The organism is Limnoraphis robusta CS-951 (genome assembly GCF_000972705.2).
The window spans coordinates 1-16363 of record NZ_LATL02000297.1; the positions used below are offsets into that span (position 1 = coordinate 1).

Annotated in this window: 11 protein-coding genes; 8 read left to right on the forward strand and 3 right to left on the reverse strand. The window is 44.8% G+C overall.

Annotated features, from left to right (window positions below; translation table 11 throughout):
* Window positions 1-264: 264 nt before the first annotated feature.
* The 3 genes from trpA to WN50_RS24850 all read right to left on the reverse strand — a co-directional run bounded on the left by trpA (window position 265) and on the right by WN50_RS24850 (window position 4378).
* Window positions 265-1071, reverse strand: a complete 807-nt coding sequence (gene trpA, locus WN50_RS24840; protein WP_046277557.1) for a tryptophan synthase subunit alpha — start codon at window positions 1069-1071, stop codon at window positions 265-267.
* A 67-nt stretch (window positions 1072-1138) separates the two neighbouring features.
* Complete coding sequence (trpC, locus tag WN50_RS24845) at window positions 1139-2134, reverse strand: indole-3-glycerol phosphate synthase TrpC (protein ID WP_082172552.1); 996 nt, start codon at window positions 2132-2134, stop codon at window positions 1139-1141.
* Between the two features lie 27 nt (window positions 2135-2161).
* A complete protein-coding gene (locus WN50_RS24850; protein WP_046277564.1) occupies window positions 2162-4378 on the reverse strand; it encodes an anthranilate synthase in 2217 nt (738 codons plus the stop codon).
* A gap of 503 nt (window positions 4379-4881) precedes the next feature.
* On the opposite strand from WN50_RS24850, the gene scyA reads away from it, so the two are divergent.
* The 8 genes from scyA (at window position 4882) to WN50_RS24890 (ending at window position 16169) form a co-directional block, all read left to right on the forward strand.
* The gene (gene scyA, locus WN50_RS24855; protein ID WP_046277558.1) at window positions 4882-6762 is read left to right on the forward strand and encodes a scytonemin biosynthesis protein ScyA; all 1881 of its coding nucleotides are present in this window, start codon (window positions 4882-4884) and stop codon (window positions 6760-6762) included.
* A gap of 149 nt (window positions 6763-6911) precedes the next feature.
* Complete coding sequence (gene scyB, locus WN50_RS24860) at window positions 6912-7970, forward strand: tryptophan dehydrogenase ScyB (RefSeq protein WP_046277559.1); 1059 nt, start codon at window positions 6912-6914, stop codon at window positions 7968-7970.
* Window positions 7971-8006: 36 nt separating this feature from the next.
* A complete protein-coding gene (gene scyC, locus WN50_RS24865; protein WP_046277560.1) occupies window positions 8007-8969 on the forward strand; it encodes a scytonemin biosynthesis cyclase/decarboxylase ScyC in 963 nt (320 codons plus the stop codon).
* 765 nt (window positions 8970-9734) lie between these two features.
* Window positions 9735-11102 (forward strand): ScyD/ScyE family protein, encoded by a 1368-nt coding sequence (locus WN50_RS24870; RefSeq protein WP_046277561.1) that lies wholly within the window; start codon window positions 9735-9737, stop codon window positions 11100-11102.
* Window positions 11103-11190: 88 nt separating this feature from the next.
* Window positions 11191-12522 (forward strand): ScyD/ScyE family protein, encoded by a 1332-nt coding sequence (locus WN50_RS24875; RefSeq protein WP_046277562.1) that lies wholly within the window; start codon window positions 11191-11193, stop codon window positions 12520-12522.
* A 52-nt stretch (window positions 12523-12574) separates the two neighbouring features.
* A complete protein-coding gene (scyF, locus tag WN50_RS24880; protein ID WP_235441119.1) occupies window positions 12575-13861 on the forward strand; it encodes a scytonemin biosynthesis PEP-CTERM protein ScyF in 1287 nt (428 codons plus the stop codon).
* A gap of 203 nt (window positions 13862-14064) precedes the next feature.
* The gene (locus WN50_RS24885; RefSeq protein ID WP_235441120.1) at window positions 14065-15111 is read left to right on the forward strand and encodes an EboA family metabolite traffic protein; all 1047 of its coding nucleotides are present in this window, start codon (window positions 14065-14067) and stop codon (window positions 15109-15111) included.
* A gap of 134 nt (window positions 15112-15245) precedes the next feature.
* Window positions 15246-16169: a TatD family hydrolase gene (locus WN50_RS24890; RefSeq protein ID WP_235441121.1), complete on the forward strand. Its 924-nt coding sequence runs from the start codon at window positions 15246-15248 to the stop codon at window positions 16167-16169.
* Window positions 16170-16363: the final 194 nt, after the last annotated feature.

Genomic DNA, 16363 nt, shown 5'->3' on the forward strand with positions numbered 1-16363 from the left:
ATTGTTAGCAACAACCTGTATAAACCCGCCCGTCACCTTAACAAAATTCATCGCTAACCATTGTCAAAAAATCCTTTTTCTAGGAAGCAGTTTTCTGTAGGGGCGGGTTCTGAGAAAATCTACAATTGTTAGCAACAACCTGTATAAACCCGCCCGTCACCTTAACAAATTCTAGGAAACAGACATTTTTGTAGAACCCTTGATGGGGAGGGCGGGTTTATGTAAGCTATTTCTAGGAAACAGACATTTTTGTAGAACCCGCCCCTACGCGATCGCATTTTTTAGGTCATGGGCTAACTGTTCAATGTCTTTAAGTGCTTGTTCGGGTGAGTTTTCAGCTAAACGCCGGACAAACGCACTGCCGACAATGACAGCATCAGCACCCCATTGGGCAATTTGTTGGGCCTGTTTGGGTTCGGAAATGCCAAAACCAACGCCAATAGGTTTATCGGTACTGGCTTTTAGTTCGCTGATTAACGTTTCAACCCGTGACTGAACCTGCGATCGCATTCCGGTTACTCCAGTCACACTCACCAGATAAATGAATCCTTGCGACTTCTGGGCGATCGCTTGTATGCGCTCTGAGCGGCTTGTAGGCGCGACTAGAAGGATGACTTCAATCCCCACCTCGGAGGCGACATCTAACAGCGTTTGAGCTTCTTCTAGGGGCAAATCAGGCACAACCAGCCCTTTCACTCCAGCATTGGCAAACTGAGTTAAACAGTAACGAATTCCCCGATAGAGGATGGGGTTGTAATAGGAAAATAAAATCAACGGGGCTTTCAGCGTCGGAGTGACATCAGAAACAACTCCTAAAACTTGGTCAAATGTCACCCCTTTTGCGAGGGCGCGAGTTGCTGCCGCTTGAATGACGGGGCCATCGGCTAACGGGTCTGAGTAAGGAATTCCCAACTCAATCAGATCAGCGCCGCTACGATCAAGAATTTGTAAAGCTTTTGCTGTTGTTTCTAGGTCAGGATCGCCTGCGGTAATAAACGGAATTAACGCACATTCACTGCGGCTTTTTAGCGTTTGGAAACACTCAGAAATGCTTTGAGTCTTTGTCTTCATCTTTGTAGTTCTAATTGAGGAATAAATGAAACGGATAAGAAAAGTATTCTACGGATTAACTTAACTGTTATAAGCCTATATCTAGGGGTTTTACAGGTAATTTAATGGGCGGGTTTATGTATATTGTTTTTGAGAAACGATCCATCAATTCCGAACCAGCCCCTACATCCGTTATCGACGCTTCCTTATCCGGTTTTAATAGAGCCTGCACAGCCCCTGCAATATCAGCATGAGTCACTAAAGATTCACCAACTAACACGGCATTTGCACCTGCTTGATTAACACGAATTAGGTCTGATGCTGTCTTGAAGCCGGACTCGCTGACAACTACAATATTTTTCGCTTGTAGTGCTTCACCTCGCGCTTCTAATAACTGTTCAGTGGTGGCTAAATCAACAGTAAAATCTTCTAAATTGCGGTTATTAATGCCAACTAGCTTTATGCTTTTGCCTGTTTCCGGCAGTGCTAACACCCGGTCTAATTCTGCTAGAGTATGAACTTCTACCAAAGAATCCATCCCTAAGCGGTAAGCTAATATTGATAACTTGCTTAAGTCAGCATCAGTCAGAACTGCCGCAATCAAAAGCACCGCATTCGCACCCGCCGCCCGTGCTGTAATCACCTGGCAGGCATCAATGATAAATTCTTTGCACAGCAGGGGAAGGGATACACTGTCTCGAAGCGATCGCAAGTTCTCAAAACTGCCTTGAAAAAAGGTTTCATCGGTGAGAACAGATAAACAAGCGGCGCCGCCTCGTTCGTAGGCTTGTGCGATTTTCACCGGATCAAAATTTGGGCAAATAATCCCTTTACTGGGACTTGCTTTTTTGACTTCAGCAATCAGGGCGGGATATCCTGACCTAAGCGCCTGAACAAAGTCTTTTTGATTGGGAGAATCTACTATGGAAGTAGACTGTTCTTCGTCTGACATCACCTGCAACATCCGCAAGACTTCTTGTTCTTTTTGCCAAATAATCTTTTCGAGAATATTGTCGGGAGTTGATTGTCGGGGCGCAATCTCATAACCTGTACCGGGTTCTGTTAAGCGACGGCGAATTTTCATCTGAATAAATGCTGCAACTGAACTGTTTTAAACTAAGCTTAAAAGCGAGTTTTCGGCTTGTGTAGAATTGACAACACTATGCTGTGAACTGTAAGCATCAATGACGTTTTGAATCATCTTCAAACCTGCACTCCCCGCCATTGTCATCAGTGATTCTGGATGAAATTGAACTGCTGTTATTGGCAGTTCCCGATGTTGGATAGCCATGATTACTTGATCAGCAGAAAATGCAGTAACTTTGAGTTCAGCAGGCATAGCTGTTGTTACGGCATAAAGCGAGTGATACCGTCCCGCCTCAAAGGTTGAAGGCAGTCCTTTAAACAACACACAGTCAGAGTCTACGACTGTAATTTGTGAAGAAATGCCATGTTGCGGACAGTCTAAAACGCCCAAAGTTCCGCCAAACGCTTCGACAATACCCTGCAACCCTAAACACACCCCAAACAAAGGAATATGACGATTAACACAAGCTTTTACCATGTTGCTGACTCCGAAATCAGCCGGACGCCCAGGCCCAGGTGAAAGCACAACTAGATCAGGTTGCAAAGCATCGAGAACTTCTAGGGGAAAGCCGTGACGTCGTGTTACGACTGTTGCGCCGCAGTAGCGAATATAGTTGGCTAAGGTATGAACAAAAGAGTCTTCATAGTCCACAATCAACACTTTGGGGCTATTTGCGGTTGTTTGAGCGGGGGATATTGACTCGCTTTGACTTAAGTAGTCGTGTTTGGTTTGTTTGAGGGCTTGTAGCATTGCAGCCGCCTTGGTGAGCGTTTCTTTGGCTTCTGCTTCGGGAATTGAACTATGCAGTACCGTTGCTCCGACGCGAACTTCTGCGACAGAATCTTTCAGGCGAATCGTTCTCAAAACTAAGCCTGTGTTGAGGTTGCCATTAAAGTTAAAATAACCCACTGCTCCACCATACCAACGACGGGCGCTGCGTTCATGCTGTTCAATAAAGGCGATCGCGGCTCGTTTAGGAGCGCCTGTGACGGTTACTGCCCAGGTATGGGTTAAAAAGGCATCTAAAGCATCGTATTGGTCTTCTAAAACGCCTTCAACATGGTCAACGGTATGAATTAAATGGCTGTACATCTCCACCTGACGCCGACCAATAACCTGCACCGATCCGGGCTTACAAACTCGGGACTTGTCATTGCGATCGACATCTGTACACATGGTCAACTCGGTTTCATCTTTGAGGGAGTTGAGTAAATGCCGAATTTGAGAAGCGTCTGCGATCGCATCATCGCCTCGTTCTATTGTGCCACTAATCGGACAGGTTTCCACCCGGAGTCCATCAACTCGCACAAACATTTCAGGGGAAGCCCCGATCAAATACTCCCCACCCAGGTTGAATATAAAGCCGTAAGGACTGGGGTTAATCGCTTGTAGGGTTCGGAATAACTCGCTGGGTGCGGTTTCACAACTTTCAAAAAAGCTTTGAGATGGCACCACTTCAAATAAATCCCCTCGGCGGAAATAATCAAAAGCCGTTTTCACTAACTCTGCATATTCGCCAGGGCCATGATCGGCGACTTGGGTAACGGGTTGACGTTTTCCGCGATAATCGATCACATCGCCTGTTCTAGGGAGTCCGAATGTTGAACCGTTGGCTGTTTGAAAGTCGTACTGAAGTTGAAAGGCTTGCTGGAGGTAGTAGTCTACGACAATCAGTTCATCGGGCAAATACAGCACTAAGTCTCGTTGATCGCTTGGACGCTTGATCTTTTGAGCGATCGGCTCAAACTGAAAGACTAAATCATAGCCTAGCGCTCCATACAGTCCTAAATGTTCATCTTCGTCACTTTTCAACGCATTTATCATCGCTCTAATGACTGAGAATGCAGAGGGCTGTTGGCTTCTTTCTTCTTCTGAAAACAGCCGATTGGCTTTTACAACTGTTCCTGTAATGGTCTGGCGACTGTGATTAATATTTTGCAAATCCGCACAGGTGAGGATTGCATTAGAAATCTGTTCGAGTAAGACTTCTCCTCGTTGGTTGAGGGCTGTAATTGTAAAATCATGGTCGCGTGTGGCGATTTCAAGGGGGGGATTGACAAATCCAATCGCCCATCGTCTGTAGCGTCCTGGATATTCATAGCTGCTGGTTAACAATCCACCCCGCGCAGTATCTAACTTAGACAAGACTTGATTGAGCGCGGTTTCCATCGACAACAGTTCGACCTGTCGAAATATCTCGATACCACCATCTGTTAGATATTGTTGGGGTTTGTAGGTCATTATTTCAAAATCTCCATAAATAATTTTAGCTGTAGGTGTCCGTGAAAACACTGATTACTGTTTCTGAGCTTAAAGAACTTGATCGATAAAGTTAATGATATTTTTTCGGGAGGTCGTTACATTTATTTAGATTTTCTCATAAATCAGAATTTCTACTATATTTTATGTATAAGGATAGAGCTAGACTCATCAATCAACTTATAACCTAAGATAGAGGAATAAACACAAGCAAGGTGCTGACTGTCTAAGGTTAAAAAGAAATTAAAAGGCTCAATCTATGCTCTCAAGTTTGCAATCGCGCCTTATCCCTACATCTACTTATATCTAAGTTTGAGCGGATCTAGAGGTTGAGTAAAACTTAGAAAAACCTAAAGAATTGATATCTCATCCGAAATAATGTGCATAGCACTGTTCTCAAGTCTGTCTTTATGATGTTTGTGATAACCAGCCAGCTATAAGAACTAGAAGGCTAAGACCAGATAAAGCGAGAATAGTCCTAAAAAATGAGCAATCAATCTACTAAGTATTCTCCTGTAATTACTCAGGAGAAACCGATTAAAATAGCTAACAAACAGTTAGTAGAAGAGTCTGTTGAGAGTTCACATCAGAGCCAGTCAGCAGTCAAAAAAGAGACATCAGTCTGTCAAGCGCTCGTCAAGTTATTAGAAGACTTGGGTGTGGAATGGGCTTTCGGTGTTTCCGGTGGTGCAATGGCAACCCTGTGGCATACTTTATCGAACAGTCGTCAAATCCAAGTGGTTCACTGTCGTCACGAGTCGGGTGCCGCCTTTGCCGCTCTCGAAGCCTCCCTCGCCACCAACAGCCCCGTTGTTGTCTTTTCAACTGCTGGCCCTGGCATTACCAATACCTTGACTGGACTGTTTGCAGCACGAGGCGAAGGCGGTAAAGTGATTCATCTGTCAGCCTGTACGTCTCCATCCCAGCGAGGACGGTGGTCAATTCAAGAAACCAGCGCTCGCACCCTGCCCCAAGACGGCTTATTTAACTCGGGAGCGTTGTACAACTACGCTACTGTCATTGACTGCCCCGAGCAACTGCCTCAAATTGGCAGACGACTGATACAGGGGTTATCTCAGCCCGGAGGCTTTACCGCTCATATCAGCACTCCCACAGGGGTACAAACGTTACCGATGCCGATGTCGCTCCCAAAAGCGACTGTCGTAGAAAGTGCGATCGCAGCAACAGATTCTCTGATCTCCCACTGTGTAGAGTTACTTTCCGAAGGCCCCTTTGCCATTTGGGTTGGTTATGGCGCTCGTTTAGCAACAAAAGAAATCATGCAGCTTGCCGAGATCACAGGTGCCGCCGTCATGTGTTCTCCCCGAGCGAAAGGACTCTTTCCTGAAGATCATCCTCAGTTTGTCGGTATCACTGGGTTAGGCGGTCATGGTTCGGTGCTGAACTATTTCAAAGCCGTTAAACCGCTACGAACGTTGGTACTCGGGACTCGCATGGGTGAACCGACCTCATTTTGGAGTGCCGACTTGGTGCCGAGTCAAGGATTTATTCAAGTTGATATTGATCCGAGCGTTATTGGGGCTAGCTATCCAACGGCGCCGACAATTCCTGTTCAAGCTGATATCGGGACTTTCCTACGTCAGCTATTACCCCATCTGTCGAACTATCCTAAACAGACTGCAAACTTGCCCAACCCACAACGGGAACCCATTGCAGAGGCTACCAGTACCCTTGTGCGTCCTGAGATTTTAATGGAGGCTATCCAAAAAATCATCGTTGAAGGGAGCGATGCTGTTGTATTGGCTGAGTCGGGTAATTCATTTACTTGGTCTACTCACCTGTTACGCTTTTCTCAACCCAATCGTTATCGGGTGAGTACAGGTGTGGGTTCAATGGGTCATGCAACGACAGGTGTTTTGGGTCCTGCTGTCGCTAAAGGGAATAAAGCTGTTGCTATCGTTGGTGATGGTTCGATGTTAATGAACAGCGAAGTCAGCACTGCCGTTAAATACCAAATTCCTGCGGTTTGGATTGTCTTGAACGATGCTCGTTACAATATGTGCTATCAAGGCATGGCGATGTTAGGACTCCAAGCCGATGCGCTGATGCCTCAAACTGATTTTACGATGATAGCTCAAGGGATGGGAGCAGAAAGTATTCAGGTTGATTGTGAGTCACAGCTTGAAGATGCCCTAACAAAAGCGATGGCTGCTCCTGGGCCGTTTGTTATTGATGTTAAAATTGATGGCACTCGTCACGCTCCTTCTAAGGGACGGACTAAGAGTTTAGCCAATCGTTCCGCAACAAAAATAGAGGAAAAACCCGAGTTCAAAGACTATTCGTTAGATGACCACCCCTCAAAAAATGGTTCATCTAAAGAGCAAGTCTCTTTTCCGATGGTTTAAACACTGTTAACAGTTATGGCGCGAAGCATTTGGGTGTTTGACATTAGTAAAAGCTGAAAATCTTTTCTAGTCTGCCTATTGCCTATTGCCTATTGCCTATTGCCTTTTGCCTTTTGACTTTTCCCTTTACTCAAGAGAGATAGACGACTATGGAATTATTTAAAACAACCTCCGCAGCAGGCCATGAACAGGTTTTGTTCTGCCATGACCAAGCATCAGGACTCAAGGCAATTATTGCCATTCACGATAGCCGACTGGGTGCTGCTATGGGTGCCACTCGTTTATGGCCCTATGAAAGTGAGGCTGCTGCTTTAACTGATGCTTTGCGTCTCAGCCGAGGTATGACTTATAAAGCTGCTTGTGCTAATATTCCGATGGGTGGTGGTAAAGCGGTGATTATCGCCAAACCGGAGCAGAAAACCTGTGAATTGTTACAGGCTTATGGTCGATTTATTGAGCGCCTAAACGGTCGATTTATCACGGGTCAAGATATTAACCTCACGCCACAAGATGTTCGACAAATTAACCGTGAAACTAAGTATGTTGTCGGAACTCAAGAAAAGTCGGGCGGGCCTGCTCCGGTTACGGCTATTGGGGTTTTATTGGGGATGAAAGCTGCGGCGAAATATCGTTTTGGTTCTGATAGCCTGAAAGGGTTAAAGGTTGCTGTTCAAGGTTTAGGAAATGTCGGACAGCATCTTTGTGAATGGCTCTACAAAAATGATGCCAAGCTGTTTGTGAGTGATATTAATCAAGCAAAAGTCTCTAAACTGGAACGGTTATATGGGGCGACTGCGGTTGAACCGGAAGAAATTTATGGACTTGATGTTGATATTTTTGCCCCTTGTGCGATGGGAGCGATCCTCAACAGTCAGACTATTCCGATGATTAAAGCGGGTATTATTGCAGGTTCGGCTAATAATCAGCTTGAAGATGAGCAACTGCATGGCGAAATGCTCACGGCTCAAGATATTTTGTACTGCCCTGATTATGTTATAAATTCGGGTGGGTTGATTAATGTTTACCATGAGTTGATTGGCTATAACGAGAAGAAAGCGATTAGCCATGTTCATAGTATTTACGATACGTTGATCGAACTTTTCAACAAAGCCAACACAACCGGAATGACGACTCACGAAGCTTCTAAACAGCTTGCTGAAGAACGCATTATTAAGGCGCAACAGGCTCAAATGTTGGTGAGTGCATAGCCCGCAGATCAAACTGAATTCATACTAGAGGACATCATGGAAGAGAATACCTTTGCTACGTCTGCTTATATTGCGACTGATACTGATACGGCTTTTGACTATCTTTGCAGTCTGAAAAATTTAGATGACTGGACGCTGTTTAGTCGGATGATCGAGCAAGTTGATGAAGATACTTGGCTGGGAACGGCTTCGGGTTATCAACATAATTTGTATTATCATGTCAAACGAATTGACAATGGTTTCTTTAAGGGGATTGAATGGCATTGTGGGATTAAATACCAAGAGTATTTTCAGGTTTATCCGGTGATGCTATTTCCCCCTGAATATATTGAACCTGGAACTGATGAGTCAGGGGTTTATTTTCACTGGTTGAGTTTTGTTGATCCGAAGCGACGAGTGCCGATGATTATGCAAGGAATTGAAACTGTGCATACTTCTGAATGTCGTTCGCTCAAGGCTATTTTAGAGCGCCAAGCTGGAAGAACTGAAGCGGCTCACGGTCGTTATAAAATTGTGACGGATACTATCTTTGTTGATGCGCCGATAGATATGGGATATGAATATCTCAGCGATCTGCGAACAATGGATGAATGGGCGCATTTACTAAGACCTGCGGGTGAAATTAGCTCGAAAGAGGGTGAGTTTTTAGATGAGTACAATCAAAAGGTAAAGGTTGAGTTGCGAGCGCATACTCTCAGCAAATATTATCTGATTGAGCAGGATTTCTATTACCCTGATCACAATTTTATTCAACGCAGCCCTTGCATTATTATTCCCTGTTCCTATGCGTTTGCTGATCCTGATGCTGAAGGTTTTATTCAACATCGGATCACGTTTTGGCCGGTTGATAAACCTCTGCGTCATGGTAAGCTACAAATTCAAGACTTTGGTGCTGAAAGTATGAACATTAAACGGTTCTTAGAAGCGAAAGCAGGTAATCTCGAAACATTTGCCCAAGGGATGAGTTATCAGCCCAAAAAAGCACTCGCTAAAGTTTAGAGAATATCGCTGATAAAAGCGCAACTATCCCTAATAGTTTGGGTGTTAGGTAGACTAGAATTTTAGCCATTAATTGATCAAGTTTTGAATTTTAGACTAAAAAACCCGGTTTCTTTGAGAAACCGGGTTTTTCGCTTGTGACACCCGCCCTACCCCGATTACTATTTCCTGCTGTAGTATTTAAATATGCCAAAAGAAATAGGCAATAAGATATAGACCAAAAGAAATAGGCAATAAGATATAGAAAAACTCGGCTGTGTTAGAGCATACTTTTAAAAATTTTGCAACTATATTTTTAACGATACCTTTGATTATTTTTTAGAAAATTCCTTAAAAAGATAGGCAGTTATACGGGTAACAATTTTTTACAGACCCTCCGTGAAATTTCGTAAAAAAAGTCAAACCTTTACGAAAAAAAAGACATCTTTTCATCTATTTTACTGTGTTAGTTTATCAATGAGTCATCTGGGTGTCCTAGAAGAAAACCAAGTCTGATAGGTAGTTTGGACTGGTTTTGAGCTTTAACTGAGACAGACTGTATTGCAATAAATAGTCTGAGATATTTATGGTGGAGAGTAACTTTTGTCACTCTGCCAGCTAAGTATGGCTCCAAAGTTTTCATTCTTATTGATTCATACTTTTCTATCTTTTTACGCCAAGCTCTAAGGGCTGGTAAGCTTTCAGTTGCTCACTAACTATTAACAGTCTTTTCTGTTTTCTTCTATTGATTTGTAAGCTACGACTATTTATTTTTTCACGGGAACAATGAAACTTAAGCAAGTTGGTTATTCATTTCTAACGGTTACTGCCGTATTCGCTGTGGCGATGCCTGCTGAGGCAGCAAGTTTTACAACAATAGCAAGCGGACTCAATAATCCGAGCGGGATTACTTTTGGCCCCGATGGTAGTCTATATGTTGGGGAAACAGGTACAGGCGGTGACGGAAACTGTCAGCCCTCTCCGAGTGCAGCTTTTGCCAATATTTGTGCGGGTAACACTGGATCACTCACTAAAGTTGATTTTCTGACTGGCACTCAGACAAGAATATTCAACGGCTTTGACTCACTGGCACTTCAGCCGACTCTAGAGCAAGGTGCAGGCCCCCAAGAGCTTGCCTTTGATTCTAACGGTAATGCTTACTTAGTCGTTGGCTACGCTGGATACCCAGGCAACCGAGATATCGATCTGTTTGAACTCGCTCAAGGGACTGAACTACCCCCCGAACAGAACTTCATTGCGCCCCCTACTGCAAGTCCTGACGAATTATTAAATGTCCCTGACTTGGGCAAACTGTTTAAGGTAGATTTAGCAACAGAAGAAGTCACAGAATTGTTTGACTTTGCCCTCTATGAACAGTTGAACAATCTTGACGGTGGCGACTTCATTAGTAATCCTTTTGCCCTCACCATTAAAGATGATTCAGCTTTTGTTGTGGATGCAGGGGCTAACGTTATCTACAATATCGGTTTGGATGGTGTCCTGCGGAATGCTTTTGCCGCCCCAACTCAATTGGTGGCAAACGTAGAATTTCCTCCCGCTTCTCCTTTTGAACCGCCTCAAAATTCTGGCGAAGAACCTGAAATGCCCTCCTTTGAGCCTCCTGCTGGCCCATTAGAGTTGCAATCCGTACCGACAGGAATTACCACCGGGCCAGACGGTGCAGTTTATTATGCTGAATTGACAGGCTATCCCTATCCAGAAGGGGAAGCCCGAATTTTCCGCATCAATCCTGAGACAGGTGAACCCGAAGTCTTTTTAGACGGTTTCACCCAAATTACCGACATCGACTTTGATGAAGAGGGCAACCTGTTAGTGTTGCAATTTGCTGATGAAGCGCAGTGGAAAAATAGCGTTGAAGGCAGCTTAAAGAATTTACCCGGTTCCGTCATCAAAGTCACCCCCGAGGGCATTCGCACAACAATTGCTTCTGAAGGGATCTTCTCGGCAACAGGTATTCAAGTCGGCCCCGACGGTGGTATTTACGTTGCCAATAATGCGATCGGTACGGATGGTTCAATCATCAGGCTCAACGACGCCCAGGCAGTACCAGAACCCGGTAGCATCTTAGGTCTGTTGTTATTGGGGGGTGCGTCCCTTTTTGGTTTAAAAGGTAAGCGAGACAGGGTGAGTTAATTCAAGACAGTTGGGGTGTGATTGTTTATGGCGATCGCATCCGACGACAAACCTCTACTCGCTACAGTCTCGACGCCTAACTCTAGAAATGAACATCTTGCACTCGGTTCGCTCCTTAGCACTCACCTGTTTCTTCTTTTCCATTGCCAATACCGCTCAAGCGGCAACATTCACCACCTTTGCTTCTGGCTTGAATAATGCTCGTGGACTGGCTTTCGGCCCCGATGGTGAACTCTACGTTGCTGAAGCCGGAATTGGGGGAGGCTCGACTTCACCTAATTCTATCCCCTCGCCAAATATGCCGGGTTTTGACCTGTATTTAGGCAATACGGGCGCCATTAGTAAAGTGTCTCAAGACGGTACTGTTACACCTGTGTTGACGGGTTTGAGTTCTCTGGCGTTGGCAGAGGGTAGCAACGCAGTTGGGCCGCAAGATATCGCCTTTGATGCTTTCGGTACGCCTTATATTGTTTATGGATCGGTGGGCGATCCGGCAAGGCGCGATCAAACGCTTAATGCCTTAGCAGGTAATCCTTACTCGGAGAGTGATGTTTTAGGAACGTCGGAGTTTGGCAGTCTCTACCAAGCTAATTTTGCAACGGGTGAACTGACGCAGTTAGCAGACTTGGCAGCCTATGAACTGCAAAATAACCCGACGGTTGGTGATATTGACAGCAACCCTAACAGCCTCGCTATCAATGGCGAGACTATTTACATCACAGACTCGGGCGGGAATAATTTGTTTGCCTATAGTCTCAGAGAAAACCAGTTAAGTCTTGAGGCGATTTTTGAACCGGAAATTGTTTCTTTCGAGAGTCTGGTGTTTCCAGAAGGGTTAGGGCCGCCCCCTGCCGCACCGAATGATCCCACTCAAGCGCCGGAGACGGAAGAACCCAGCTTTGCTTTGCAATACGTTCCCACTGGGGTTGCCGTTGGGGGTGATGGCAATCTTTATGTTGCTGAGTTTGGCGGGTTTCCGTTTCCCCAGGGGAAATCAGAAATTACTCAAATTGATACCAATGGTCAACAAACAACGTTTGCATCGGGTCTGATTCAGCTTACTGATGTTGCGTTTGCGCCTAATGGTAAGGCTTACGCGACTGTTTTGGCAACTGAATCTTTGGTATTAGGAGGCGATCGCGGCAAAGTTGTTGAGATCGATACGGATGGTGCAGTTAGGACGATTTTAGACGGGAACGAGGTTGACGGGGTTGAGTTGTTAGTGAACTTAACCGTCGGAACAGACGGCTTGGTTTATGTTGCGGGTCGAGGCAATGGCCCTGACTCAACGATTTTTCAAATTGATCCAGAAGGTGACGCTGTTGATATCCCTGAACCCAATACAGCCCCGGTTGTTTTAATTTGGGGTCTTTTGGGAACGGGTTATTTCGTTTTTAAACGAAAGCAGACGGCAGCTTAATTGTCACCAAGACAGATTGAATAACCATTACAATGACTGGGGAAGTATTCTTATGATCGTTAAAAAATTATCAATGGGTGCAAACGTTTTGGTATCGGGTGCAAACGTTTTGGTATCGGGCGCAAACGTTTTGGTATCGGGTGCAAACGTTTTGGTATCGGGTGCAAACGTTTTGGTATCGGGCGCAAGCCTTGCGCCCCTACTGGCGGGATCGTTGATCTGTTTGGGTGCGATCGCCTCGGAAGCCCAAGCGATTACTCTTAAATATGAGAGTCAAATTGGTTCTCCGGGTTTCGGCCAGGGCGAATTATTTGTGCCTCAAGGTGTGACTGTTCAAGATAGTACGGGAAATATTTTCATCGGGAATGGTCGCGGACGAAACCCTGACGGTACGACTAACTTTGACATTGGTAACGAAGTTTCAATTTTTAGTCCGACGGGTGAATATATTGGTGCTGTCGGGAGTGGCGGTACCGGCCCAGGCGAGTTTGATGAACCCGGAGCATTGGAGTTTAGCCCGAAAACGGGTAATCTCTATGTGGGTGATGTGTTTAACCTGCGTGTCAATGTTTATGATCCTGACGGTAACTATATCCAAACCCTTGCAGATGGTGAGTTTGGGGGATTAATTCCTGGTCGCGCTTTCTTTGGCCCGTCTGGGATTACCTTCGACGCGGATAACAACGTCTATATTGGCGACTTCAGCAACGACCGCATCCTGAAGATTAACGAAGCAGGCGAACTTATTGACACTATCGGCACTGCGGGAACTGAACCGGGACAGTTTCAAGGCCCTGCGGGGATTCGCATTTCACCTGTTAGCGGTAATATTTATGTCGCTGACCAGTTTAACAACCGTATTCAGGTTTTAGATTCTGAAGGGAATTCGATTCGGACTTTTGGTTCAGAAGGGGTAGAACCGGGTCAGTTCTTGCAGCCGATTGGTTTAGAGATAGATGAGCAGGAAAATATTTATGTTGCTGACTCTATCAATAGCCGCGTGCAAGTTTTTGATAAAGAAGGCAATTTATTAACTGTGTATGGCGAACCTGCGCGTACAGCAGACGGTGATATTATTCCTCCGCCTCCCCCAGACGGTTCTACTGGGCCTTTTGGAGATCCGCTTGACCTGCGACCGGGTGCATTTAACTGGACGGGTGGCACGGGACTTAGTGATGACAAACTCTATGTGGGAGATTTCTTCCAAGGTCGTGTTCAAGTTCTTAGCATTAATTATCACGATGATGCGGCGAAAGTACCTGAACCGACTTCGGTATTCGGGTTAGTTGTTGGCGGTTTTATTGCGGCACTTCTCAAAAAACGTCAATTGACTCGTTAATCTTGCCTTGTAGGGGCGGATTTTTTACAGTGATCAGTAAACAGTGACCAGTGAACAGTGATGTAGGGGCGGGTTCAGCAACAGATCTAGTTTTCCCATGCAAAACTTTTATAAACCCGCCCCCCAATGACTGATAACTGTAAGGAATTCGTCCCTACGCTCACGGGTGACTAAAAAGTTGAACAGTTTAATCAAATAGCAACATGGTTATTGCATCTATTAATAAATCAACTCACATTGATCGCACTGTAAATGTAATCTTTAATTGGCTTTCTCGGGGCGGGTTTACACAGGTTATTTCTGAGAAACATACATTTGGGGAGAACCAGCAAGAGGGCGAGTTTACACAGGTTATTTCTGACAAACATACATTTGGGGAGAACCAGCAAGAGGGCGGGTTTACACAGGTTATTTCTGACAAACATACATTTGGGGAGAACCCGCCCCTACGAGAGGAACAGCTTGCTTGGCTGAAGAAACAGCAGTCTGAGTTGTTAAATGGAGGAACAACACAAAGAGCATTTTTCATTGCATTTAGCTTGGTTCCCCGTCGTTTGGGTAAAGCTAATTGGATATTTAGCGATGAAGATTTGAAAACGGCAACAGAAATTTGCCCCGGTTGGCAACCTCAATACTGGCGAGTTGACGCGCTGGCTCGAACGCTATTAATTTTGTCATTAATTCAAGGTAATCCTGAAGACTATGACAACATTCTCGATCAACTTTTTTCTGCGGCTGATATTGATGAATTAGTTGCTCTTTATCAAGCGTTACCGCTACTTCCTTCGCCGGAAAAATACCAAGATCGTGCAGCCGAAGGCATACGCACAAATATGTCTGTTGTGTTTAAAGCAGTGGCACTTCATAACCCTTATCCGGCAAATTATCTTTCCGAAGCTGCTTGGAATCAAATGGTTTTAAAAGCCATTTTCATCGACTGTCCTCTCCACAATATTATCGGTTTGGATCGTCGAACTAACCCCAATTTGTCACAAATGTTGATAGACTACGCCCATGAACGTTGGGCAGCAAATCGCACTGTTACCCCTGAACTTTGGCGGGCGATGGGGGCTTTTACAACTGACAGCATGGCGGAAGATTTAACAAAAGTATTGGATCACCCCGATCCGATGCAACAACAAGCAGGGGCGATCGCCTGTGCTATTTCTAATTCTGAAAAAATACAGTCATTGTTAGCGTCTCGCCCTGAGTTGAAAACAGTTGTGAGTCAGGGGGGATTTTTTACATAAATGGGGAATTTTGCACCAACAACTCAAATGAGGGCGGGTTTATATAGATTGTTTTTCAGACACATAAATTAGTTGTAGAACCCGCCCCTACAAAACTAATAACTGAAAAGTTTTTTACCTACATTTATATCACCATGAATTCTACAGATCTCATGTTTATCGATCCGCATATCCACATGACAGCCCGAACAACCTATGACTATCTCGTGATGCGAGAATATGGGATTGTTGCTGTTATTGAACCTGCTTTTTGGTTGGGTCAACCTCGCACTAATCCGGGCAGTTTTAAAGATTATTTTAGCAGCCTTGTGGGTTGGGAACGGTTTAGAGCGTCTCAGTTTGGTATTGCTCATTATTGTACGATTGGCTTGAACTCTAAAGAGGCGAATAACCCCACCGTTGCTGAAGCCGTAATGGATTTGTTGCCGATATTTGCCTGTAAAGAAGGTGTTGTTGCTATTGGTGAAATTGGCTACGATGACATGACGGAAACAGAAGATAAATATTTTCAAGATCAGCTTGCGTTAGCCAAAGAACTTGATATGTTGGTACTCGTTCATACGCCGCATCGTAATAAAAAAGCAGGTACAAGTCGCAGTATGGATCGCTGTATTGAACATGGTCTTGATCCGGCTCAGGTGATTATTGATCATAACAATGAAGAAACCGTTGAAGAAGTTCTAGAGCGAGGATTTTGGGCGGCTTTTACGATTTATCCGATGACGAAAATGGGTAATGCTCGGATGGTGGAAATTGTTAAAAAGTACGGTACTAATCGCATCATTGTTGATAGTAGCGCTGACTGGGGATTAAGCGATCCGTTAGCAGTTCCGAAAACCGCTCAACTGATGTTAAAAGAAGGCATTTCTGAAGCGGATGTGCGAACCGTTTGTTATGAAAATGCACTCAAAGCTTACAGTCAAAGTGGTCAATTTAATGAAAGCGACTGGCTAACACCTAAAGCGGTTGATCACACTGCACAATTTAATGGCAATAGTGTATTGCGAGGGCAAAATCCAGATGCCCAAATGCTGCGGGATTCGGTTTTAATTCAGTAGGGGCGGGTTACTCCTAAATGTATGTTTCTCAGAGATAACTGACATCAACCCACCCTCTTTTTAGTTAATTTCCCCTAAATTGCCCTAGCAAGAATCCCCCTAAATTGCCCTAGCAAGAATCCCCCTAAATCCCCCTAGCAAGAATCCCCCTAAATTGCCCTAGCAAGAATCCCCCTAAATTGCCCTAGCAAGAA